Below are 22413 nucleotides of genomic sequence, written 5' to 3' on the forward strand. Positions count from 1 at the left end.
CAGCTTGGCAAGCGAACGCAAAAAGCTATGCAAGCAACGCTTTATCTTCAGACAATAAATCACCGTCATCGGTGCGCAGCAGCGAAGAGATCGGCAATTCAACCGTGAAAACTGTACCCTGGCCAACGGAACTTTGGACCAGTATCTGTCCACCATGGTTTTCAACAATGCCGTAGGAAACCGACAAACCGAGCCCCGTCCCGGCGACACCATTAAGGTCCTGGTTTTTTGTGGTGAAGAATGGGTCAAAAATTCTTCCCAGATTCTGTTCGGCGATACCTTGGCCAGTATCTTCTATTGTCGTAATCAGGCGGTCGCGCTTTAGATCGGTCCGCATAATGATCGTCATGCGCCCGCCGAGGGGCATGGCTTGACAGGCATTGACCAGAAGATTGATAAACACCTGCTCCATTTGCGTTGGATCCACTTCAATCACCGGCAGGTTAACGCCATAATGACGGACGATATCGACATCGTTGACGCTGGCATGATGGCTGACCAGGGCCAGGGTCCTTTCCATGATATCGGGCAGGGACCTGAGCCGCTTATCGGGTATGGAGGTGCAGGAAAAATCCAACAGCCGTTTAACGATATCGGCGCAGCGGTTGGTCTCGTGCACTATTGTCAGGGCATCCTCGCGTTGTGCTTCATCAAGCCTTTTATCATCAGCAAAGAGATTGGCGAACATCAAGATGCCTGCCAGTGGATTATTGATCTCATGGGCAATACCGGCAACCAGCTGACCGAGTGAAGCCAGCTTTTCCGAGCGAACCAGCTGATCGCTGACATTGGCGATCTGTTCCGTCCTCTCAATGACCTTGGCCTCAAGGGTTTCTGTCAGTTCTCGGTACTCGTCGCGTGTTTCCTTTAACTTCAGCGTCATGAAGTTAAAGGCTTCTGAGAGTTCACCGATTTCATCGTTTGATTTCAACGACAACCGACTGTCGAGTTCCATGTTCGAGACCTTTTGAGCGTGCAGCAAAAGATCATGTACGGGATTTACAACCATGCTCTGCGTCAACCAGCTCAGACAAATAATCACCAGCAGCAAGAGGGTCACGCCAAAGGTTGCAATGCTGTTGCGATAAGAACTGGCCTGCACCCCGATGTTGGCCAAAGAGCCTTGAACCTCGAGAAAACCAAGAATTTTGACATCTGGTGGATGAACATGACAGGACGCCGTATAGCAACTGGGCTTGTTACGAATCTCGGTCGTAACGCTTAGAATCTCTTCGCCCCGGGCATTATGGAAGAGTCTCCGGCTGTTTCCCAGGGGATGGCTATCAGGTAAAAATACCTCACTGTTACATTCCTCGCAGGGAGTATTGATCTCTTCCATGCCCTTGCCTATTTCACCTTCGAGGGTAGAAAAGTGTACATGCCCTGCGGTGCTGAAGAGGCGGACACGGTCTATTTTTTCATGCGAGCAGACCTCATTGATCATTTCGTAAACCTGGTTACGATTATCTTTCAGCATTTGGAAGTGCGTGGTGTGCAAGATGATTTCGCTGACAGTCTCAATATCATCCTTGGCGTCCTGCAGAAAAAGCTCTTTAAGGGTGCTGATATTAAAAAAGGCAAAGAGCGAAATGGTGACCAGCAGTACGACGCCGGTCCTGAGGATATACTTGCTGATCAGACTTTTGCTGAAAGCCCTGAACACCATCATCCCACCTGATCTTTAGCTGACAAAAAAAACCGGGTGCTGAGAATGAACACGGCAATCCCGAATTCTTCCTGGCAACCCGGCTATCTCGAAGACAAGACCCGTGGCTTTCCGTAGCCCTCCTCACGGAAGGGTTGGCTTTGCCAGAAGCTTAACTGATATTAATTATTATCCTCCAATATAAACAAGATAAGCCCCATGTCAAGTTTTCAGCCGCCCCCTTAAAGGTTTACAAGTTGCTAAATCTTCACTGTTTTGTAGAGAAAATTCTTGAACTTGTAGAATCTGCGCTGTTCATCTCCATTCCGGGAATGCGCTTCACACGCCCTGAGTGCGGCAGCGATGTCAGGCATGTTGCGCGCACCGTCACGGCGTGTCGCTTCAACCAGCGCACAAACAGTATCCCTGGTCAGCTGATTATCGATAAACGGTCGGTGCACCAGGCTCCAGAAGTCTCCGTCTCCCTCCTGCAGAGCTCTCTGTATACGGCGAACGGGGTCTTGTTCCGTATCGTCTGAAACAACAGGCTGATGCCCTGAAGCCAGGGCTTTCCGGAGGTCTTCACCTGTGATGATCGGCCCCTGTCGAAAGAGCAGGGCACGCAGGAGAATTGAGCGTAACTCCCTGATATTCCCTGTGTAATCATGCGTGGTCAGGAGTCCTTGAGCCTCCGCACTGATCGTTGGCACCCGGTCGACCGGTTCATCGGCAAGACGATAGATGCGGTAGAGTTGGCCAAGGAAGTGAACGGCAAGATCAGGGATATCCTCCCGGCGCTGATTCAAGGATGGTACAGCGATAGTCAACTCCGACAGGCGATGATAGAGATCAGCCCGGAAGCGCCCTTCTGCGATCAGCCGCGGCAGATCCTGGTTGGTCGCCGCGACCAACAACACCCTTGCGAAACGGGTCTGATTGTCACCGAGGCGAACGAAGCCGCCATTATCGAGGAAACGCAACAACTGTACCTGGGTTTTCGGGTCAGCATCACCGATTTCATCGAGGAACACCACGCCACCGCTGGCCTCTTCAATAATGCCATAACGATCAGCGTGTGCCCCGGTGAAGGCGCCACGTTTGTGGCCAAAGAGTTCCGAGTAGGTCAGTTCTCCGCTGTAGGCAGCGATATTGGTCTTGGTCACCGGCAGTTCCTTGGCTGAGGCTGAGCCGGCTCGATGCATCTCGTTAAGACGGGAGTAAAGGTTGTTGAAGAGAAACTCCTTGCCGCTGCCGGTATCCCCGGTAATCAGTACAGTCGGCAGCCCCAGTACCGCTTCACGCAAATCAGCTCGCTGCCACATGAGGATGCGCCGGTAGAGTGGTGGGGTGATGGTCTCGATCGTCGAGACAATTTCCCCGGCCTTGCTTGAATTGCCAATGACGTTGCCAAGCCTATACGAGGAGATTTTCGGGTCACGATAGGTGACATCCGACTGCAGCCTGTGGACTTCCGAAGTCAAACGCTCTATCTGCAGCAGACCAGCCAGGTGACGGGCGATCATCTGCACGATGATCTGCAGAATACGTTGATGCTCATCGGTGAAATAGTGAGAAGTCAAACTGCTCAAACAAACAACCGCCAGGACTTTTTCTTCCACGGTTACCGGTACGGCAATTTCGCTGCGGATATCCTGGGTGACCTGACGGTAGAAGCCGTCTCTGACCATTTCCAGAGAAGAATCATCCACGATCATTGGCTTGCGTGTTGAAGCAACATAGCCCGTCAAACTTCGCTCTGCTCGAGAAAGTTCTAGCCCTCCGATCGGCATCACGGGGATATTTTTTTTCAACCATTCCTTACTTTTGGCCCCCACCAGTGTGCCATCTTCTTCTTCAACAATGAGCCAATCATTGCTTTCACGCTCCTGCACCAACGCAATACTACCTGTATCAGCGCCGATCAACTCCGTTGCTTTAGCCAGAACCCGATTCAAAAAAGGCTGTGTCCCCTCGAAATGCTCCTGGAGCAGATCGTTGATTTCCGAAAGGACCTGGATCTCCATGTGTTCATCACCGATTTCCTGGATGACCCGTTCGGCCATTTCGGCATGCGCTTCCAGCAGACCGCGCTCAAAATCACTGAAGCGATAGGGTTCACGGGTAAAGTAATTGACCAGGCAGGTAATGCGTCTTGTACGGCCATCATAACGCGGCACGACATACAGGGAGGTCAGGCCGATTTGCTCGGTAAGATAGCGCTTTTGTAGCGACTGGGCTTTGAGGCTGGGCAGGTAGAGCGGTCGCAATAACGTCTCATCGGTGATCACACCTTCCTCGTTGATGTACTGGGAGAGCAGAGATTTGCCGGAGTTCAAGTCAATCAGCTTTTCATCCTCGTAGAGGCGCTGGATTTCTTTATCCTGGGCGTAAGAGGCAAGCACCTGAAGACCGCGGCCGTCATCTGCAGCGCCGATACGTGACGGCACCAGCACCGATGCAAGAGAGAGCTTGTCGATCAACTTTACGGCGGAACGCACCATTGTTCGGGCGGCTTCTTTCTTTTTTGAACTGTCAATCATGCGCGCCACGATGATCTGTTGATGATACTTACGGGCCTGATCGAGAACAGGAACCACAGAAGCAAAGAACTCCAGCAAATCCTGGCGGCCGGCCTCATTCAACGTGCGGCCGGTTCGGGTACTATCTACACAGACGACACCGATAGAGCGTGCCTTGTGCACCAACGGCAACTGCGTTGAAGCCATGAGCCCAAAATCTTCAGCGAGCTGTCGTGCCTGAGGCGGTAAACGTTGCCGATCGTCAAACTCGGCATCCTGTTGCTCAATATAGACCCGGGAAACCAGGTAGTTTTCATCGGTGAGGGAGAAGACATAATCGCGAACTGACTGCCGGCTACGCCCGGTAGTCAGCACGCAGCTCAGGATACCTCCGGTCAAATCTTCCAGGTAGAGACGAAAACGCGATTTGCCAGTAATCAGGGGGACCGCTTCACCAATTTCATGCAGAATATCTGCAAGGTTTTCTTTGCCGTGATTTCTGATCTTCTGCAAATTCTCTGCGACACGTGCCGAGTTGTTCATACACACTCCAGAAGGCTTCACCTTACAATTGTGAGTAGTTTTTCTACACGAAGAGCTTACCTTGTTTGCCAACAACGGTCAAAGCTTATGACTTGCCAGCATTGCGGTGCGGCAAGGTGAAGCGGGAAGGGGCTAGAAGTACAACGAGGATTAAGGGAAGAAGGTAACAGGAGAAGCGCACACCTCACAAAAGACTGCGCCGACCAGGTGAACATCCTCGTCGGCGCAGTCTTTCGATAGCTTACCCAAACTTCTTACTCTCCAGCCAAGAGTAGAATTCAGAGGGCCATTGATTTAGATCAATCCCAGTGTTTAATCACACCAGATTCGAGGGCCGCTCGTTCCACGGCAGCCGTGACTTCCTTATGAACACTGGGATGGAGCAGGGAAGGGACCAGTTCGTTCTCTTCGGCATGGCGGGCAATCGCCTGTGCAGCAGCAATCTTCATCTTGTTGTTGATGCGGGTGGCCCGCACGTTCAGCGCGCCGCGGAAGAGGCCGGGGAAGGCCAGAGCGTTGTTGACGCTCTTGCCATCGGCAGCGAAAGAGGCCCCCGCCTGCAAGGCAAGATCGGGGACAATCTCAGGGTTCGGATTGGACAGGGCCAGAACCACTGAACCTTTACGGACCATTTCCGGCTTAATCAACCCGGGGCAACCGGTGGTAGCGATCACGACATGGGATTTCTTCATCACCTCATCCAGAGAACCAACGACCCCACCGACCGCAGACAAACGCTCACAAGCAGTATCGTCAAGATCGGTCCCGATGACATTCTTTACTCCATAAGAAAGGAGCAGTTTGCTGATCCCCATACCAGCAGCACCCAAACCAACCACGCCGACTACAGACTTCTTCAACATCAGGCCGGAGAACCGGGTCGCGTTAAGCAAAGCCGCCAGGACGACCACAGCCGTGCCGTGCTGGTCGTCATGCATCACCGGGATGTCAAGTTCGGCATCAAGCACATCTTCAATCTCGAAGCACTCCGGTGCTTTAATATCTTCCAGTTTGATCGCACCGAAGGTCGGAGCGATATTCCGCACCGTGTCAATAATCACTTTGGGATCGCGATTCTGGATCAGAATCGGCACGCCGCTGACACCGACCAGGTAGTCAAAGAGCACGGACTTGCCTTCCATGACCGGCATGCCGGCAACGGCACCGATATCGCCAAGGCCGAGAATCGCCGTACCGTTGGTGACGATAGCCACCTGATTGGGAATCGACGTATATTTGTAAGCGTGCTCGGGATAACGCTCGATATCCTTGCAGATGGCCGCCACACCCGGCGTGTAAATCTGGCGAACATCCGTAATCGTCTCAATTCGAACCTGGCTTTTAGTGGCAATTTTGCCGCCTTCGTGCACCTGATGAACCAGATCGATCTCGTCCTCGACAATGATCCCTTCCAGATTGGCGATGGCCTCAGCCACCTCTTCAAACTGATGATCAGAATCAACATAGACGACGATCTCACGCGTGTTGTGCGTTCTGCCGACCCGCAATAGGTGGATATCACCAACGCTGGCATTCTTCGAGGCAATAGCCGCCATCACGCTCGCCAGATGCCCGGGTTTATCACTGAGCATCAGCTTCAAGCACTTGGCGATCTTGCCCGCTCCCTGTTCGATTTCCATAACATCTCCATTCAACATCCGGAAACTGCAGCCGGATTATTTTACAAAATTACTGTGCATTATAGATATTCAGGCATCCTGTGCAACGTCAAATATTATTTCTACTCTCAAGACACACACAAATCTCCCACAAAAAACAAAAAGGGCGACCTGATCAGGCCGCCCTTAATAATTGATTCCTTGCTAAGTTGGTCAGTGCCCACCAATATTCAACAAAAGCAGGGCGCCACAGACAGCAGCAATCGTAACAAAAACATAAAGTGCACGAGCAACAGAAAGCACGTAATTATTCAGCCCAGATATCTTCATTGCGCTAAACCTCCTAAAAATTATAGAGCCTCAATAAATAAACAACGGTAATCTTGGTGGCAATATGCCTTGCGTCGAGACTTATGTCAAGAGCCATTTATATGGATTTTTATATTAATTTAACGAAAAAGACCTAAACAGGCAAGCCAAACACAAAAGAAGAGGCAAGTCAGTGACTTGCCTCTTCTGGAAAGAAAACCACGATCCTGTCAGCCCTCGGGGTCATTTCAAACCGAGGCGCTCCAAGACCGAAACAGGGACCTTGTCGTAATGACTGAACGCCATGGTAAAGGACCCTCGGCCCTGTGTGGCGCTACGCAGTTCGGTCATGTAACCAAACATTTCCGAGAGTGGGATGTGGGCGCGGACGAGGTCGACAACCTCTCGAGACTCCATCCCTTCGACACGCCCACCCTTCTGCTGCAGGCCGCCATAAACCTTACCGGAAAACTCTCCCGGGGAGATAATTTCCAGCGCCATCACCGGTTCGAGCAATACGGGTTTTGCGGCCCGGAGCGCCAGCGTCAGACCCCGCTGCGCCGCGGCACGCACGCCAAGCACGGAAGTGACTCCCGGTGTCACCGGCAACTGGTCAACAACAACAGATATATCAACCATCGGATAGCCGATCTGTACCCCGGAGCCGAGGGCCATCGTCAAGGTTTCTCGCAGCGCACTCAGAATCTCTTCGCTTAAACCTTCCGTATCAAGAGGGGGCAGCAGAATCTCGTTTCCGGACCCACGCTCACGCGGAGCAACCCGTAAACTGACTTCTCCCCTCTGCAGTTTACCATCGATCTCGCGCTCGAAGGTTTCGGTGTGGCTAGCCTCAGCAGAAACACTTTCGCGGTAAACAACCTGCGGTTGGCCAGCATTGACCTCAACACCGAAATCATCGAGCAAGCGGCGAAGCACCACTTCCAGATGCAGTTCACCCATTCCGGTCAAAACCGTCTGGCCGGTGTCTTCATCTTCCCGCACGCGGAAAGTCGGGTCTTCCCACTGCAGTTTCTCAAGGGAGAGCATCAGCTTGTCACGATCCTGAACCTGGCGCGGCTCCACCGCCAGAGAGACTACCGGCTCAGGGACAGCGAGGCCAGCAAGTAAGAAGGGTTGTTCAGCGCCGCAGAGGGTATCACCGGTCAAAGCGTCTTTGAGTCCCGCGACAGCGACGATATCCCCGGCACGAGCAACATCAATGCGTTCACGCTTATGGGCATGCATGCGGAAAAGTCGCGCCGCCCGCTCCCGAACGTTTTGGGTCGCGTTCAACAAGGTCTCCCCCGCCTTCAATTCACCGGAATAGATGCGCAGGTAGGTCAACTTGCGCCCTTCATCGGAGAGCACCTTAAAAGCCAGCGCGCAAAGTGGCCCGGAAATATCACATGGCAGGAGAATGCTTTCGTCACCATTCGGGCTGCGGACTGAAACCGGTGGGAGCTCAAGAGGAGAAGGTAAAAGAGCAGTGACTGCATCCAGAACCGGCTGAATGCCCTTGTTGCGCAAAGCGGAACCGAGAAAGACTGGGAAGAGCTCTCCGGCAAGGACACCCTTGCGTAAAGCTGGAGCGACGCGTTCTGCCGCAACCTCCCGTCCTTCGAGGAAATCTGCGAGCAGGTCGTCATCCCAGTCTGCAGCCGCTTCAATCACAGCTTCTCTAGCCGCGGCAACCTTCTCACGGAGTTCCTCAGGAACAGGTGAGCAACCAACGTCCACACCCAGGTCGTCTTCAGAAAAGGTCTGGACAACCTCATTGACGAGATCGACGACACTGTGAAACTCGCCTTCTTCACCAAGAGGTAACTGCATCAGCACCGGACGGGCCCCGAGACGTTCCTGAATCTGTTCAAGAACGGCCTGATAATCGGAGCCAACGCGATCCAGCTTGTTGATCAAACAGATGCGCGGTACACCATAGCGGTTGGCTTGGTGCCAGACCGATTCACTCTGCGGCTGCACCCCCTCGACCGCACTGAAAATCGCGACCGCACCGTCAAGGACGCGCAGGGAACGTTCTACTTCAATCGTAAAGTCGATATGCCCCGGCGTATCAATCAGGTTGATCCAGATATCCCGCCAGCGACAGCTGGTGCTGGACGCCGTGATCGTGATGCCACGGTCCTGCTCCTGGGCCATCCAGTCCATGGTCGCCATGCCATCATGAACCTCACCCAGCTTATGGATTTCTCCGCAATAATAGAGGATGCGCTCGGAGACAGTTGTCTTGCCGGCGTCGATGTGCGAGATAATGCCGATATTGCGGATCTTTTTGAGGTCTGGTTGGCTCATGTTGGCGTTCGCAATCGGAAAGAGGAAGAGTTTAGTCCGCATAGCCTTTACGGATCAGGTAGAGGTTCTCCATGTCGAGATCATTCAGCTCGAAATATTCCCGCTCAAGCTCTTCCACGTAAAAACGGTCTAGGCCGCTGTTGTCGAGGAAGTCTTCACGCAGGCCGGCATCACGCTCAGCAACAATCTTGGGCAGGAGATTATGCAGGTAAACAGCTTCCTTCTTGATGTTCACCACCACGTTATGGAACTGGCCAAGGGGAATGTCACCGGTATAGAGCCCCTTGTTGTAAAGCTCGTCGGCCACTTCGACCAACAAGGCCTCCTGCTCCACACGGGTATTGTACTTCGAGTAGAAGTTACGAATACGCTCCTTAACGTGACCGAGCAGGATCGCGTAAAGACGCTCCTGCTTCTCCAGCACAAGCAGCTGATCAACCAGGGCGGTAATTGTCAGGCGGCCGTCTTCAATCAGCGCCAGCCCTTTTTGCAGGCAGGCGATCTTCTTCCGACCGAATTGCCCCAAGTACTTGTTCTCAAAAACCTGTTTAAAAAAGAGGTCTTTCCAGAGCTTGTCGTTGAGTTCGTCAAAGGCCTTCTTGTTGCCGAGAAGACTGCGAATTTGCTCTTCGCCGAAATGGACGTTCTCCATAAAGGCGAGCTGATTGATCACCGAGGAAGTATTATCGTAACGATCAAAGTAGGTGATGATGTAGGAGAAATGCTCAAGCAGGGTCAGGTCGGCCCCTTCATGGATCTTTTCGTCACACGCCTTACCGGTTTCCAGCAGGATATGCTCAAAGGTATGGTCGCGGTTTTCACTCGCCTGGCGCTTGGCGTGCAGCAGCAACGACATATCCTCGGAGTTGATGCTGGCGTCGATCTGGGCTTCGGTAAAGAAGATGCCTTCCAGAACCTGCCTGGTTTCAGCGAGGTAATCCTGTTCATCAAGGTCAACCAGCTTGTCATGCTTGAGCATTTTGTCGAGGGTATAGAAGAGCGCCGCCGGAATCTTGTTACGCACTGAAAGCGTCTTCAGTCGAGTCAGGCGGGCGTTCTCCATCTGGTTGATGCTCCCTTTCAGGTTGCACTCAATCAAGATGTTTTTGTACTCGTCGACAATCCTCTGGTTATCCGGATGCTTGTACATGACATCGATACGAATCCGCTCCTGCTGATAGCGGTCGATCTCGAGCTCGTTGGCAAGCTCCTGCAAATTCTCGTATTCGTGATCCGGAATCGTCTTGTATTCGTCGTAAAGAGCCTTGAAGGCATCATGATACTGTTTGTGCTTTTTATTGATCAGCTTAACCAGGTAAAGGGAGCTGCGATGACCAAGCATGGAGTAGATTTCATCGATCAGATCGGTATCGTCACCGAGACCGACATGGGCGGAACGTTTGAGGGTTTTACCAAGCAAACGGGCGATATTCTCCTGCTGCTCCTGCAATTTCCCAGAGACTGAACCGGTCATAAAGAAGAAATAATTGACCGTGGCGTTGCCTTCAAAGAAAACCTGCTCAAAACTGCTTAGACCATCAGTCTTTGGCGTAAAGTCAAGATTGCTGCTATCACTGTCCTTGTAAAAGGCCCCGTAGAGGACCAGCCGATTACGCACATCTGTCTTCGCCAGGTCGGAGAGCGGCTGGTCGACACCGAACATATATTCGCAGAAAGAGCCACCATTGCCACGATGACTGATCTGTTCGCCCCCAAGGATAAATTCATTCCCCGGCGAGAAAAAACGCAGGTTATCACTGTCGGCCTCGAAAAAATATCGGCTGTAGGCATCGCGTGAAGCCGCCATGGCAAAATACTCGATGGTCTCGTCAAGGTGTCCGTGAAGGCGTATTTCCTGATGTTCCGGCATAGGATCCTATCGTTCTGTTAATTTCCGGGCAGAGGCAGGGTCAAGGTCTGCCCGTCATAGGCAAACTCGACACCATCGGGTAATCCTGTCGCATGCCGAGGATAATCAATATCATGAGTCAGATGAGTCAGCAGGGTTCTTGGAACCTGTAATTTTCTGGCCACCTCGATCGCCTCACTGATACTGAAATGGGACTCATGCTCCCGGAATCTCAAGGCATCAATGACCAACACCTCCAGCCCTTGGAGAAGGCGCCAGGAGGACTCGGGCAGGGCACTGCAATCGACGATGTAAGCCAAGTTGCCAACCCGGTAACCCAAAGATTCACCCGGACCATGCAGCAGGGGAATCGGCACCACGGTTTGGCCAAACAGGTCAAAAGGGCCGACAACCTCGTTCACCTGCAGACGCGGCCGATAACCAGGCGCATCCGACTCGCTGAAGATATAGCTGAACAGTCCCTTGAGCCGATCGAGGACACCACGGTCGGCATATGCGGGAATCGCATTGCCGGTACGCAGGGTAAAGGTGCGCAGATCATCAATGCCATGGACATGATCGGCGTGAGCGTGAGTAAAGAGAACACTATCGATCTGTTCGATCCCCTCACGCAGAGCCTGTTGACGAAAATCGGTTGCCGTATCGATCAGAACCTTGCGACCTGACCATTCGAGCAAGACACTGCAACGGGTTCTGTTATTGCGCAGATCACTCGAGGAACAAACGGCACAGTGGCAACCGAGAACAGGGACACCGGTGCTGGTTCCCGAACCCAGAACTGTCAACTTGAGAGAGGGGTCGGTCATATCTTGAAAACCCCGACCTCCTTTTCAAGAGCAGCGGTCAGGCGCGTCAGTGTTTCTACCACGTGATCCAGATCCGCCGTACGACTGGCGTTGCTCTCGGCAACCTTGTGGACACTGCCTACCGCATCAACAACATCACGACTGCGCTGGGTCAATGAACGGGTAGAATCATCGATAAGCGCGATCATGGAACGAATCTGCTCCATGCTCTCGTTAATCTGGCGGCTACCTTTCGCCTGTTCACTGGTGCTCTGCTTACCGTGGGCAGCAATGTCACGCATCGACTCTGCGCCTTCGGCAAGTTGACGGGCACCTGATGTCTGCTGATTGATCGCCGAAGCAATCTGCTCCAGCATGGAGGCCACCTGGTTCATGGAATCTGTAACCTGACGACTGCCCCGGGACTGCTCCTCTGTTGCACGGACGATTCCGTTAACCTGGCCCATCGCTTTCAGGGTACTGCTACGGATTTTCTCCAAAGCAACGCTGGAGTCCTTGGAGCGCTTCACCTCCTGGTGAACCTGCTCACTACCCGCCTTCATGGCAACGACTGCCTCCTGGGTTCCTTCCTGGAGGTTGGTGATGATTGTACCGATCTCCCTGGTCGAGACGGCCGTACGTTCGGCTAATTCGCGAATCTCATCAGCGACCACGGCAAAGCCTTTACCATGCTCTCCTGCCTGGGCGGCAATTATCGCCGCATTCAGTGCCAGCAGACTGGTCTGGTCAGCCACTTCATCGATAACGGTAAGGATCTTGCCGATCGCGCTTGACTGATCACCCAGATCCATAATCGCCTCGCTGGCGCGATCAACGGTCTGACGAATTGATTCAATACCACGAATCGTCTCTTCAACCGTCTGCATACCCCGTTGAGCGTCTTCTGCCGCCTCGCTGGCCAGCTTACTGGTTTCAACGGCGCTGCCTTCGATTTCCTTGATCGACGCGTCCATCTCCAGCATCGACGAAACCGTCACCTCGGTTGAAGAGGAAAGAATGCCGACATTCTCGGCTACTTCCTGGCTGGCAACCGACATCTCGTTGATAGAGCTGGAGACTTCGTCAACGGTGCTAAACAGCTTCTCCATCTGCGAGGCAATTTCCTCGATCGTGGCACCCAGTTCCAAGGTCGCAGAAGAGCTCCCTTCCGCAGCCGTAACCAGGTTGCCCGTACTCTCGGCGATACCACCAGCCGCCTCGTCGATCCCCTCGATCGCCTTGGAGGTTTCCTCCAGGGCCTGTGATTGACGAACAGCGCCCTCCATGACTTCATGGGACGAGTTACGAATCTGCCCATTGGCCGCCGCCAGATCCTTGGTCACCTCACGCAGGCGCCCCACCATCTCACGCTGACGAGCCAGAAAAGCGTTGAAGCACTCAGAGAGTTCACCGACTTCATCGGAGGTACGGATTTCCAGCTCCCGACTCAGGTCGCCACCACCAGCGGAGATCTCCCGCAAATTGGCAACCACTTCGCGCAAAGGCCGGATGATACCGGTCGCGACAAGCAGTCCAATAACAACTGAGATGACCCCGACGATGAGAATTATTAGCAACAAGGTCTGCTGAAGGTTATTTTTGGCGGCATACAGTTTGGTGACATCCAGAGCCATCAGCACACCACGATTCTTGCCGCCAATCGAGTTATAAAAAATACGGTGTTTGTCTCCATGGATCTCTGCTTCGTAACTGCTCGCCTGGAGAATGGTATTCAAGTCAAGAGTTGAGAGCTCTGGATCCGTTGAGGCAAAGATTCCTGTTTCATCAAAGAAAGCGATATCCATACGGCTGAGGGCTTTCAAACGGGTCGCCAGGGCTTTATCGAAATAAGTGACTCCGACAAGGTGGCCGATTGGTTCACCATACATACTGATAGGAGCTGCGGCGGTGATCGCCATGCGGCCATCAAACATGCCGCTTTCGGCGTAATCTTCACCTTCCAGGCTCGCTTCAATAACCGGCTGTTCAACCCCCGAAGTGGCAGGGGTCTCTTCGTAGCCATTGGCAAAGCCGCGGTAAAGTCGCGCGCCCTCCTTGTCGAGGACCTGTACCTGGTCAAAAGGCAGGTCTTCCATGTTGTTAATAACACTAACCAGCTGAGCGTTGTCGTTACTCAATGCTGCTGAGTAGACGGCGTTGACCATGAAAGGGTTACTGGCCAGCATCTGTATCAGTGTCAGGTTTTCGGTCGAGGTTCTGGTCGTCGTCTGCTCAATAAAATTGGCGGAATCCTGGCCTCGCACCTGCATCTGCACTTCGAGCTCGTCAGAAACCATACCGCCAATCATCAGCAGAGAAATCACAAGAGGAAGCACACTCACCGAAACCAGTGCTAAAAGTATTTTTGAACGCAACTTCATAAATTCAACATCCTTCCAGGATAATCTCGTCTGCCGTTATCGGCCAATTATTCTGCGGGAACAAAACTTCTTTGCAACGCCCCTTTACCCTTTGGGCTTTTGGCCAGAGCGATGAAACGAGCCAGGTCCCCTTGCGGTTCGCCTTTGGTCACCAGGGTCAGTGGCTTGGTCAGCGAGTATTTTCCTGTAGCAACATTTTCCGCCGTTGCTGCGACGCCAGCCACTTTGACCGTCTTGACATGATCAGCGTCGAGCATACTCCGACTCACGGCGGTGATTCCAGCTGGAAACATACTGACCTGCTGGTCAGAGGCCGCCACGATTGCCGAAACAATTTCCCTGTTGAGATAATCTTTTTCGTGCAGGATCATTTTTTTCACGGCATTGCGCATCCCTGACCCCTTCGGGCTGGTGATCACGACAATAGGCTTATCTGCACCACCGACCTGCTGCCAATTCGTCAACTCGCCAGAAAAGATGCCCTGCAACTGTTCTTGGGTCAAATCTTCCAAGGGATTATCTTCATGCACGACAATCGCCAGAACATCCCAACCGAGAAAATGCTCTACCAAGCCCTGCTGCTTCTCTGCATCAGTCAAAAGCCGTCCGGCTCCGGCCATATCAACATCACCTTTAAGAAGAGCCTTGATTCCGGGACCGGTGTTGCCGCCCTCTATATTCACCTTTATTGAAGTATCATTGGTAAATATTCGAGCGATATCGGGCATGAAAAAGCGCTGTAACGTGGTAGCACCAGCGTAACGTAAGACGCCTTCAGCCCAAGCACCCCCGACCATAAAAAGCAGGATTGCCGTTAAAATCACAGACTGGCGGAGTAAACCCATAGAGCACCTCATTACCTGGTAGCCGCGATTAAAAACGCCGTTAAAATAGAGTATTCAACATAAAAATTAACGTCTTACAATACCCCAGTGCGACACCTCAGGCAACTCTTTATGTACGCTTCCAGAGGGCGATTTAATCTGTTGACGTCTGCAAGTGAAGGGCTTGCCATATCGGGTGGGAGTAACACACATGCCACCTCAAACGACCATTCTTCAACTGTTATTGCCGAAAAGCCCCGCTTGGGTTACTCTTGACGCGTGCTCAACACAGGAGACGATTGAATGTCAGACACCATCAGCAGCCTGCTCCAGAAAGCAGAACGCGCCCTGGAACGCGATGAAACCCTGGTCGCGCTTCTGCAACTCGAAGCAGCCCATGCCATTGAACCCTTACCTGGAGTGAAATCCAAACTGGCTTATTGCCTTGCCAGGGAACGGCGCCAGTACAAACAAGCCCGTGCTCTCTGCCTGGAGGCTCTCAATGCCGAGCCCAATAACCCCGACCACTACTACCAACTCAGCCGCATCCACCTCCTGACGGGCAAGAAGCAAGCAGCCATGAAAACTCTCCGCAAGGGCCTCAAGTTCAAACGCCACCAGCCGATTATAGATGAGCTGAATCGGCTCGGCTTCCGCAAAGAGCCTTACTTTACAACCCTGCCCCGTGAGCATTTTCTCAATCGAAGCGCCGGCATTTTGCTCGCAAAGCTCGGTTCGCGCTGAGTTTTTTCCTTACCAGGCAGGTTAAAAGTTGCACTCGTTTGACCGATAGGGTAAGTTCGCCGACCTCCTAATCCTTAATAATGATGTAGAATGCTACTTATCTATTTCACTCTCCGGCAGCCACTCAGCCAGATTGACCATAATTTTTTACCTCGCAAAAACACAGGAAAACCATGACAGAAGAAATTTTGACAACCTTTGCCGAGCTAAAACTTGACCCGGCAATTAACAAGGTGATTAAAGAAGTCGGTTACGAAACACCATCACCGATTCAAGCTCGCAGCATCCCGCCGCTGCTGGAAGGCCGTGACCTGCTTGGCCAAGCCCAGACCGGCACAGGAAAAACAGCCGCATTCGCCCTGCCCCTGCTGAGTCGTCTTGACCTGAAGAAGAGAACCCCGCAAATCCTGGTTCTCACTCCGACCCGTGAACTGGCGTTGCAGGTTTCCGAAGCGATTCGCACCTATGCCCGTCATATGAAGGGCTTCCAGGTCCTGCCGGTTTACGGCGGCCAGAGCATGAGTCAGCAATTGCGCCAGCTACATCGCGGCGTCCACGCCGTGGTCGGAACTCCGGGACGCATCCAGGACCACCTGCGCCGCGGAACCCTGAACCTGAGTGAGCTCGCATGTGTTGTTCTCGACGAAGCAGACGAAATGCTGCGCATGGGCTTTGTCGACGATGTCGAACAAATCCTGAAAGATACTCCGGCAGAACGGCAAACGGCGCTCTTCTCGGCGACCATGCCTAAGGAGGTCTTGAGGATTGCCCGCCAGCACATGAAAGACCCGGTCGAAATCCAGATCAAGACAAAGACCTCAACCGTCGACACCATCGTCCAACGCTTCTGGCAGGTCAAAGGGCTGCATAAACTTGATGCCCTGACCCGTATCCTCGAAGCGGAAGAAATCGAAGGCATGATTGTCTTCGTACGCACCAAGATCGCAACAGTTGAACTTTCTGAGAAACTCGAATCGCGTGGATTCTCTTGTGCGCCGCTCAATGGTGACATGACCCAGACGCTGCGTGAAAAAACCGTGGAACGATTGAAAGCCGGAACCCTGGATATCGTCGTCGCCACTGACGTCGCAGCCCGAGGGCTGGATGTCAAGCGCATCAGCCATGTCGTCAATTACGACATTCCTTACGATACAGAAGCCTATGTCCACCGCATAGGCCGTACGGGACGTGCCGGTCGCATAGGGCAAGCGATCCTTTTCGTCGCACCCAGAGAAAGACGCATGCTGGCAGCCATCGAACGGGCAACTCGCCAGCCGATCACCGCAATGAGCCTGCCGAGCCGCAAGGATATCTCCAACCGCCGCAGCGATCTCTTCAAGGAACAGATTGCAGAAGCCATGGAATCGCAGGATCTGGAATTTTTCGAAGAGTTGATCGACAGCTACCAGCATCAGTACGATGTCGGCCTGAGAAGAATTGCAGCCACCCTTGCCTACCTGGTACAAAAAGACAGGCCTCTGCAGGTTGACGATGGCGAAATCGAAGAAACTGTTAATCGCGACGACAGGGGCCCACGGCAAAGGCGAGAGAATGACGCTTCTGACGGCAACCTGATGCGCTACCGAATCGAGGTCGGTCGTAACCACGGCGTAGAACCAAAACATATCGTCGGCGCCATCGCCAACGAAGCAAATATCAGAAGCCGGGACATCGGACAGATCAAGATCCATAACGATCATTGTCTGGTTGACCTCCCCAACGACATGCCCTCGGCAACCTTTCGTCAGCTGCAAAAGGTCTGGGTCTGTGGACAGCAGTTACAGATAACCCCTGCAGACGAGCAAGCACCGGCCTTCGAGAACAAGGGCAAGCGCAAAAGTGGCCCAAGAAACAGCGAAGGCAAGTTCTTCAAACCGGGCGGAAAAAAATTCCCCCGCAGTCGCCCGGGACGACCGAAAAAACCATGATTGAATTTGACCTCTCCGGCCATGAATATATTGAACTGCACAGCCTGCTGAAAGTCACCGGCCTCTGTGAGAGTGGTGGTGTCGCCAAGCTGTTGATTGGCGATGGCCTGGTTAGGGTCGATGGCGATGTGGAGTTGCGCAAGCGCTGCAAGATTCGCGGTGGACAGATCATCGAGTTGAAAGGTGAACAGATTGCCGTCAGTTAACATCAGGGCTTTTGCTTCACAACGAAACGGAGAAGTTTCGTGACCCTTTATATGTTCTACGGTTTCATCATAGCGGGAATTCTTAACTTCGTCTGTTCGATCCTGATCTTGCGGGCCATGACGCGGGCCGGTATAAAGGTCAGCTTTTTTGAGATTCGCTGGCAGGTGCACAAGCACCTGAAGCAATATCGAAAGATCAGCCTGGACAGTACCGGCAAAGTCGCCTGGCCCTACTATGCTTACCAGAGTTCACTGGCCGGAATAATCGGCTTTGCAATACTGACTTTGGTCTCCCTTGGAGACCGGCTAAACTAACAGGAAAGGTACAGAGAAACCGGTTGACAGCCCTATAACCCTGTGCTATTTAGAGTGGGTTTAAACCTCTAGGTGTATTCTGTATACAATTATTATGGCCGAAGACAAACGCCAACTCATGAAATCTCTGAGCTTTTTATCAAGCATCGGGATATCTATGGTGGCGGCTACTTTTATTGGCCTGTATATCGGAATCTACCTGGACAAGTGGCTAGAGACAGACCCTTGGATGACCTTGATCTGGCTCGGCATCGGCATTGTGGCAGGATTTCGCAACATCTTCATTCTGACCCGACGCGGAATGCGTGAACTGGAAACAAAGGAAGAAAAGGACCAGAAGGATAATGGATCAGATTGAGCTGCTGCCCGCGCAACTGGCACGGCGGAATTGGTTCATTCTGGCCTTTCTGCTGCTTGGCAGCCTGCCTTTCAGCAATCTTGACTTGAGTATCGGAATTCTGGTCGGCGGGCTGATCGCTATCGGTGGATTTATTTCACTACGCAGCTCATTGAATCGGCTCCTGGGTCAGGCAACGGGCGGCACTAGATTCAGTTATATGTTTGGTTGTTTTATCAGGTTGGCCATTTTAGCCATAATTCTGGGCATCCTGATTGCCATTGTTAAAATCCATATCATCGGCTTGGTGATCGGACTCTCGGTTGTGATTATCAACCTGTTTTGGATGACAGCACAACGCGCGCTTTAAGTAGAGGAGGCTTCAGGTACCATGACACATCCGTTTATTTTTCTGGAATGGCTCGAACGTCAACTACACCTGCACATTGGCACCCATGTCACCTATACATGGCTGGTCATGGCACTGCTGATTCTGGTTGCTGTTCTCGTCAAACGTAACATCAAAACGGTTCCGACCGGTCTGCAGAATTTCCTCGAGATCGCGGTTGATGGCATTGAAAATATGATTGAAGAGACTATGGGTCCGAAGGGGAAAGCCTATTTCCCGTTGATTGCAACCATTGCTTTTTTTATCCTCGTCTCAAACCTGATTGCCCTGATCCCCGGATTCTATCCACCGACCGCCAATCTGAACACCAATGCGGCGATCGCTCTGACCGTATTTGCCATGACGCACATTGTTGGCATCAAGGAGCATGGCATCGGTTATTTTAAACATTTTTGTGGACCGATCGGCTGGCTGGCACCCTTAATGTTCCCGATCGAACTCGTTGGCCACATGGCACGTCCCCTGTCGCTGACCTTGCGTCTGTTCGGCAACATGTATGGCCATGAAATCGTTTTGATGATTTTCTTTACCCTGGTGCCTTTCCTGGTTCCACTGCCATTGATGCTGATGGGTATTCTGGTTGCATTCATCCAGACGTTTGTATTCATGTTGCTGGCCATGATTTACATTGCCGGCTCACTCGAAGAAGCTCACTAAGTACGGATGTCCGTGCTTGCGTCCTATATCGTATAGGAAAATAGATCACTAATTAGATAAAGGAGTAGAAAAATGGAGTATTTTGCTTGGTGTGTAATGGCTGCTGCTGTCGGCATGGGTCTCGGCTCTTTCGGTACTGGTATTGGTCAGGGTATAGCTATCTCGAAAGCCGTTGAAGGTGTTGCTCGCAACCCGGGTGCAAGCGGCAAGATCATGACTGTTATGCTGGTTGGTCTGGCGATGATCGAGTCTCTGGCAATCTACTGCCTTGTTGTTGCCATGATTATCCTCTTCGCTAACCCCTTTACCGACACAGTTGTGCAGCTGCTCAGCAAATAAGTTGGTTTAGCAGTAAAAGTAAAAGGGAGCAGCCTCTTGGCTGCTCCCTTTTTTTTATTTGAACCTTATCAAGTCGCTCAAGCAACGCCACGGTTGCGCATGATCCGCATCACCAGAACACCCAGAACAGAGAGAACAATGCCGACGCCAAAAGCCATGTAACCTATGCCACGCGCCTCACCCCAGCCCCAAAGATCCTGACTACCCAGGACACCGATCATGATTAATCCGGCCATGATCAAAAGTCCGCCAACGACATAAAAGGTTAAAGCAAAGCCTGCCAGAACCCAACCGCTCCATTTTGGTGCCATCTCCACTACCCCCGTACCGATAAAATTTCCGCATACTAGCCCCCTTCAAATCTGGCAGGCAAGTTATTTATCCCTGTATATAAAAAATTTACACCCTGACTATTAAAATTATTTCTTAGAGAGTTTTCACGATTGACTTTTAATGTTTGTCATGATAAACCATTTTTAATCTTATACTATATGCAGTCGGCTATAGAGCCAAGCTAACTATTTTACTCCGTTTTTTCTACTTTTCATACATATGAAACAATAGGTTTCAGGTCACTTTAAATGAATATGCCTTGAACCGAGAGATAAACCTCAGGAGGTCACACCAATGAATTTCAGGAACCTTACTCTTTTCCTGCTGGCTTTTGCCACGCTCTTCCCAAACCTATCGGCTCAAGCTGAAAACGGCATGGCCATCGCTCCGGAAGTCTGCCTTGAATGCCATGATGACGTGGTCACTCCTGTAGCCTATGGCGCGTCAGTTCATGGCACAAATGCCTGCACCAGCTGCCACACAGCGGTGACTTCACTGGACGCGCATATGTCAGGTAACGTCATTCCTGAGGCACCAAAATGTGTGCGCTGCCATAAAAAAGAAACCAGCGAGCATTACTCAAGTGTGCACAAGCTGAATGAAGTTTCCTGTGCCGACTGTCACGACGACATCCACACCCATAACTATTGGAAGGGCGACAAAACCAAAGTTATTGCCAAATGTACCGGTTGCCATGATGACCATGAGGATTACATCGACTCAAGCCATGGCAAGGCCGTTATGGCAGGCAACCTTGACTCTGCCGCCTGTAACGATTGTCACGGTTTGCACAAAATTGAACAGCTCGGCGACGAGAACAGCCACATTAATCGAGAATTCCACACCAAGGTTTGCTTGAAATGCCATGGTGACAAGGAAATGATGGACCGCAACGGTGTCTTCAGTGTCGCCGTCAGCACCTACATGAGCAGTTATCACGGCAAAAACTTCAAGCTCGGCTCACCTGATAAGGTTGCCGGTTGTGCTGATTGCCATACGGCCCACAACGTTCTATCCAAAGACGACCCGGCTTCAAGCGTTAACGTTGCCAACCTGACCGGCACCTGCGCTCAGTGTCATCCCAATGCAACCCCTCTCTTTGCCAAGTTTAATTCTCATGGAGACATGCACGACCGGGAGAATTACCCAATCAGCTACTGGACCTTTGTCAGCATGACCGGTCTTCTGGTTGGCACTTTTGCCGTATTCTGGGTTCACACTCTACTCTGGATGGTGCGTGGTTTTGTTGAAAACCGCCAGAAGCTTGCTGCACAGCACAGCGGTCAAGAGGAGCATCACATCAGTGAGCCACACAAGCAGTACGTCCGCTTTAAAGCACGTCATATCTTCCTGCACCTGACTGTAATTGTCAGCTTCCTTGGCTTAACCCTTACAGGGATTCCGCTTAAATTTGCCGACCAGAACTGGGCCATGGGCATGATGGACTTCTTTGGTGGTACTTACTATGCAGGCCTGATCCACCGTGGTTGCGCAATCCTGACCTTCTACTACTTCGTCTCGGCTCTGATCCTGAGCTTTGACTTCCTCTTCCTGACCAAGAAGAAGAGACCTGGCGACATGTGGCTGACTCGCCTCTTCGGACCCGATTCTCTTTGCCCGAACCTGCGCGATATCCGCGACGTCATCGGTATGGTCCGTTGGTTCCTCTTCCTTGGTCCAAAACCGACCTTCGAGCGCTGGACCTACTGGGAGAAATTCGATTTTCTCGCCGTCTTCTGGGGTATGTTTGCCATCGGCGGATCCGGCCTGATGCTCTGGTTTCCAGAGATCTTCGGTTACTTCCTGCCAGGCTGGATGTTCAATGTTGCAACGATCATTCACTCTGACGAAGCTTTGCTGGCAACCGGCTTTATCTTCACCGTCCACTTCTACAATACCCATGGACGACCGGAGAAGTTCCCAATGGACTTCGTTATTTTCAACGGCCAGATGGCGAAGGAAGAGTTCATCGAAGAGCGTGGCGACCAATGGCGCCGTTACGAAGAAGAAGGTACAACTGAAGAGTTTGTTTGTCAGAAGGTCAGCGGTCCGGTCTATGACTTCTGCCTCAAGTCCTTCGGCTACATAGCCCTTTTCACAGGGTTGGCCTGCCTCTTCCTGATGATCTTCGCCTTCATGGGAGGCAGCGGGCACTAAGCTGACCCATCTTATCAGTAGAAACCCAAAAGGGGTTGCCAACGGGCAACCCCTTTTGGGTTTTATAAATGGTCAACAGATAGAGCCACCCTCTCTCTGCGCAAAAAATTGAAGTACGATCAAAAGTCATCAAGATTACAGTAAAAACAGCTTTAATCCTCTTGGCGAAGCACCTTTAATATG

18 protein-coding genes and 1 riboswitch are annotated in these 22413 nt (G+C 52.0%); of the genes, 9 read left to right on the forward strand and 9 right to left on the reverse strand.

Going from position 1 to position 22413, the window contains the following annotated elements; translation table 11 throughout:
• Window positions 1–25: 25 nt before the first annotated feature.
• The 8 genes from P9J64_14080 to P9J64_14115 all read right to left on the reverse strand — a co-directional run bounded on the left by P9J64_14080 (window position 26) and on the right by P9J64_14115 (window position 14826).
• Window positions 26–1669, reverse strand: a complete 1644-nt coding sequence (locus P9J64_14080) for an ATP-binding protein (protein ID MDG5469454.1) — start codon at window positions 1667–1669, stop codon at window positions 26–28.
• A gap of 67 nt (window positions 1670–1736) precedes the next feature.
• Window positions 1737–1815: riboswitch (cyclic di-GMP riboswitch) on the reverse strand.
• A gap of 90 nt (window positions 1816–1905) precedes the next feature.
• Window positions 1906–4707 (reverse strand): GPMC system transcriptional regulator, encoded by a 2802-nt coding sequence (locus P9J64_14085; protein ID MDG5469455.1) that lies wholly within the window; start codon window positions 4705–4707, stop codon window positions 1906–1908.
• Window positions 4708–5006: 299 nt separating this feature from the next.
• Complete coding sequence (locus P9J64_14090) at window positions 5007–6347, reverse strand: malic enzyme-like NAD(P)-binding protein (protein MDG5469456.1); 1341 nt, start codon at window positions 6345–6347, stop codon at window positions 5007–5009.
• Between the two features lie 531 nt (window positions 6348–6878).
• Window positions 6879–8945 carry an elongation factor G gene (gene fusA / locus P9J64_14095; protein ID MDG5469457.1) on the reverse strand — a complete coding sequence of 689 codons (2067 nt, stop codon included), beginning with the start codon at window positions 8943–8945 and terminating at the stop codon, window positions 6879–6881.
• A 31-nt stretch (window positions 8946–8976) separates the two neighbouring features.
• A complete protein-coding gene (locus P9J64_14100; protein ID MDG5469458.1) occupies window positions 8977–10815 on the reverse strand; it encodes a TIGR04442 family protein in 1839 nt (612 codons plus the stop codon).
• 17 nt (window positions 10816–10832) lie between these two features.
• A complete protein-coding gene (locus tag P9J64_14105; GenBank protein MDG5469459.1) occupies window positions 10833–11621 on the reverse strand; it encodes a GPMC system MBL fold metallohydrolase in 789 nt (262 codons plus the stop codon).
• Window positions 11618–13981 (reverse strand): methyl-accepting chemotaxis protein, encoded by a 2364-nt coding sequence (locus P9J64_14110; GenBank protein ID MDG5469460.1) that lies wholly within the window; start codon window positions 13979–13981, stop codon window positions 11618–11620. The genes P9J64_14105 and P9J64_14110 overlap by 4 nt, the downstream gene beginning before the upstream one ends.
• Before the next feature lie 47 nt (window positions 13982–14028).
• The gene (locus P9J64_14115) at window positions 14029–14826 is read right to left on the reverse strand and encodes a phosphate ABC transporter substrate-binding protein (protein ID MDG5469461.1); all 798 of its coding nucleotides are present in this window, start codon (window positions 14824–14826) and stop codon (window positions 14029–14031) included.
• Window positions 14827–15108: 282 nt separating this feature from the next.
• On the opposite strand from P9J64_14115, the gene P9J64_14120 reads away from it, so the two are divergent.
• The 8 genes from P9J64_14120 (at window position 15109) to atpE (ending at window position 19740) form a co-directional block, all read left to right on the forward strand.
• Window positions 15109–15549: a tetratricopeptide repeat protein gene (locus tag P9J64_14120; GenBank protein ID MDG5469462.1), complete on the forward strand. Its 441-nt coding sequence runs from the start codon at window positions 15109–15111 to the stop codon at window positions 15547–15549.
• A gap of 173 nt (window positions 15550–15722) precedes the next feature.
• The gene (locus tag P9J64_14125; GenBank protein MDG5469463.1) at window positions 15723–17477 is read left to right on the forward strand and encodes a DEAD/DEAH box helicase; all 1755 of its coding nucleotides are present in this window, start codon (window positions 15723–15725) and stop codon (window positions 17475–17477) included.
• On the forward strand, window positions 17474–17683 hold the full coding sequence (locus P9J64_14130; protein MDG5469464.1) for an RNA-binding S4 domain-containing protein: 210 nt from the start codon (window positions 17474–17476) through the stop codon (window positions 17681–17683). The genes P9J64_14125 and P9J64_14130 overlap by 4 nt, the downstream gene beginning before the upstream one ends.
• A 39-nt stretch (window positions 17684–17722) precedes the next feature.
• Window positions 17723–17998 carry a hypothetical protein gene (locus P9J64_14135; protein ID MDG5469465.1) on the forward strand — a complete coding sequence of 92 codons (276 nt, stop codon included), beginning with the start codon at window positions 17723–17725 and terminating at the stop codon, window positions 17996–17998.
• Window positions 17999–18092: 94 nt separating this feature from the next.
• On the forward strand, window positions 18093–18356 hold the full coding sequence (locus P9J64_14140) for an AtpZ/AtpI family protein (GenBank protein ID MDG5469466.1): 264 nt from the start codon (window positions 18093–18095) through the stop codon (window positions 18354–18356).
• Window positions 18343–18705 (forward strand): ATP synthase subunit I, encoded by a 363-nt coding sequence (locus P9J64_14145; protein MDG5469467.1) that lies wholly within the window; start codon window positions 18343–18345, stop codon window positions 18703–18705. The genes P9J64_14140 and P9J64_14145 overlap by 14 nt, the downstream gene beginning before the upstream one ends.
• A gap of 21 nt (window positions 18706–18726) precedes the next feature.
• Window positions 18727–19401 carry a F0F1 ATP synthase subunit A gene (gene atpB / locus P9J64_14150; GenBank protein MDG5469468.1) on the forward strand — a complete coding sequence of 225 codons (675 nt, stop codon included), beginning with the start codon at window positions 18727–18729 and terminating at the stop codon, window positions 19399–19401.
• A gap of 72 nt (window positions 19402–19473) precedes the next feature.
• Window positions 19474–19740 carry an ATP synthase F0 subunit C gene (gene atpE / locus P9J64_14155; GenBank protein MDG5469469.1) on the forward strand — a complete coding sequence of 89 codons (267 nt, stop codon included), beginning with the start codon at window positions 19474–19476 and terminating at the stop codon, window positions 19738–19740.
• A 77-nt stretch (window positions 19741–19817) separates the two neighbouring features.
• On the opposite strand, the gene P9J64_14160 is transcribed toward atpE, so the two are convergent.
• On the reverse strand, window positions 19818–20051 hold the full coding sequence (locus P9J64_14160) for a hypothetical protein (protein ID MDG5469470.1): 234 nt from the start codon (window positions 20049–20051) through the stop codon (window positions 19818–19820).
• A 316-nt stretch (window positions 20052–20367) separates the two neighbouring features.
• On the opposite strand from P9J64_14160, the gene P9J64_14165 reads away from it, so the two are divergent.
• The gene (locus tag P9J64_14165) at window positions 20368–22230 is read left to right on the forward strand and encodes a cytochrome c3 family protein (protein MDG5469471.1); all 1863 of its coding nucleotides are present in this window, start codon (window positions 20368–20370) and stop codon (window positions 22228–22230) included.
• The last annotated feature ends 183 nt before the right edge of the window (window positions 22231–22413 follow it).

This window comes from Deltaproteobacteria bacterium IMCC39524, assembly GCA_029667085.1.
GTDB lineage: Bacteria > Desulfobacterota > Desulfuromonadia > Desulfuromonadales > BM103 > M0040.

Excerpts from the sequence above, each read along its gene's own strand:
- atpE (MDG5469469.1), top strand. The coding sequence starts at position 19,474 with ATGGAGTATTTTGCTTGGTGTGTAATGGCTGCTGCTGTCGGCATGGGT.
- atpB (MDG5469468.1), top strand. The coding sequence starts at position 18,727 with ATGACACATCCGTTTATTTTTCTGGAATGGCTCGAACGTCAACTACAC.
- P9J64_14140 (MDG5469466.1), top strand. The coding sequence starts at position 18,093 with ATGGCCGAAGACAAACGCCAACTCATGAAATCTCTGAGCTTTTTATCA.
- P9J64_14120 (MDG5469462.1), top strand. The coding sequence starts at position 15,109 with ATGTCAGACACCATCAGCAGCCTGCTCCAGAAAGCAGAACGCGCCCTG.
- P9J64_14160 (MDG5469470.1), bottom strand. The coding sequence starts at position 20,051 with ATGGCACCAAAATGGAGCGGTTGGGTTCTGGCAGGCTTTGCTTTAACC.
- P9J64_14145 (MDG5469467.1), top strand. The coding sequence starts at position 18,343 with ATGGATCAGATTGAGCTGCTGCCCGCGCAACTGGCACGGCGGAATTGG.
- P9J64_14165 (MDG5469471.1), top strand. The coding sequence starts at position 20,368 with ATGAATTTCAGGAACCTTACTCTTTTCCTGCTGGCTTTTGCCACGCTC.
- P9J64_14100 (MDG5469458.1), bottom strand. The coding sequence starts at position 10,815 with ATGCCGGAACATCAGGAAATACGCCTTCACGGACACCTTGACGAGACC.
- P9J64_14080 (MDG5469454.1), bottom strand. The coding sequence starts at position 1,669 with ATGATGGTGTTCAGGGCTTTCAGCAAAAGTCTGATCAGCAAGTATATC.
- P9J64_14085 (MDG5469455.1), bottom strand. The coding sequence starts at position 4,707 with ATGAACAACTCGGCACGTGTCGCAGAGAATTTGCAGAAGATCAGAAAT.
- fusA (MDG5469457.1), bottom strand. The coding sequence starts at position 8,945 with ATGAGCCAACCAGACCTCAAAAAGATCCGCAATATCGGCATTATCTCG.
- P9J64_14105 (MDG5469459.1), bottom strand. The coding sequence starts at position 11,621 with ATGACCGACCCCTCTCTCAAGTTGACAGTTCTGGGTTCGGGAACCAGC.
- P9J64_14125 (MDG5469463.1), top strand. The coding sequence starts at position 15,723 with ATGACAGAAGAAATTTTGACAACCTTTGCCGAGCTAAAACTTGACCCG.
- P9J64_14110 (MDG5469460.1), bottom strand. The coding sequence starts at position 13,981 with ATGAAGTTGCGTTCAAAAATACTTTTAGCACTGGTTTCGGTGAGTGTG.
- P9J64_14130 (MDG5469464.1), top strand. The coding sequence starts at position 17,474 with ATGATTGAATTTGACCTCTCCGGCCATGAATATATTGAACTGCACAGC.
- P9J64_14115 (MDG5469461.1), bottom strand. The coding sequence starts at position 14,826 with ATGGGTTTACTCCGCCAGTCTGTGATTTTAACGGCAATCCTGCTTTTT.
- P9J64_14090 (MDG5469456.1), bottom strand. The coding sequence starts at position 6,347 with ATGGAAATCGAACAGGGAGCGGGCAAGATCGCCAAGTGCTTGAAGCTG.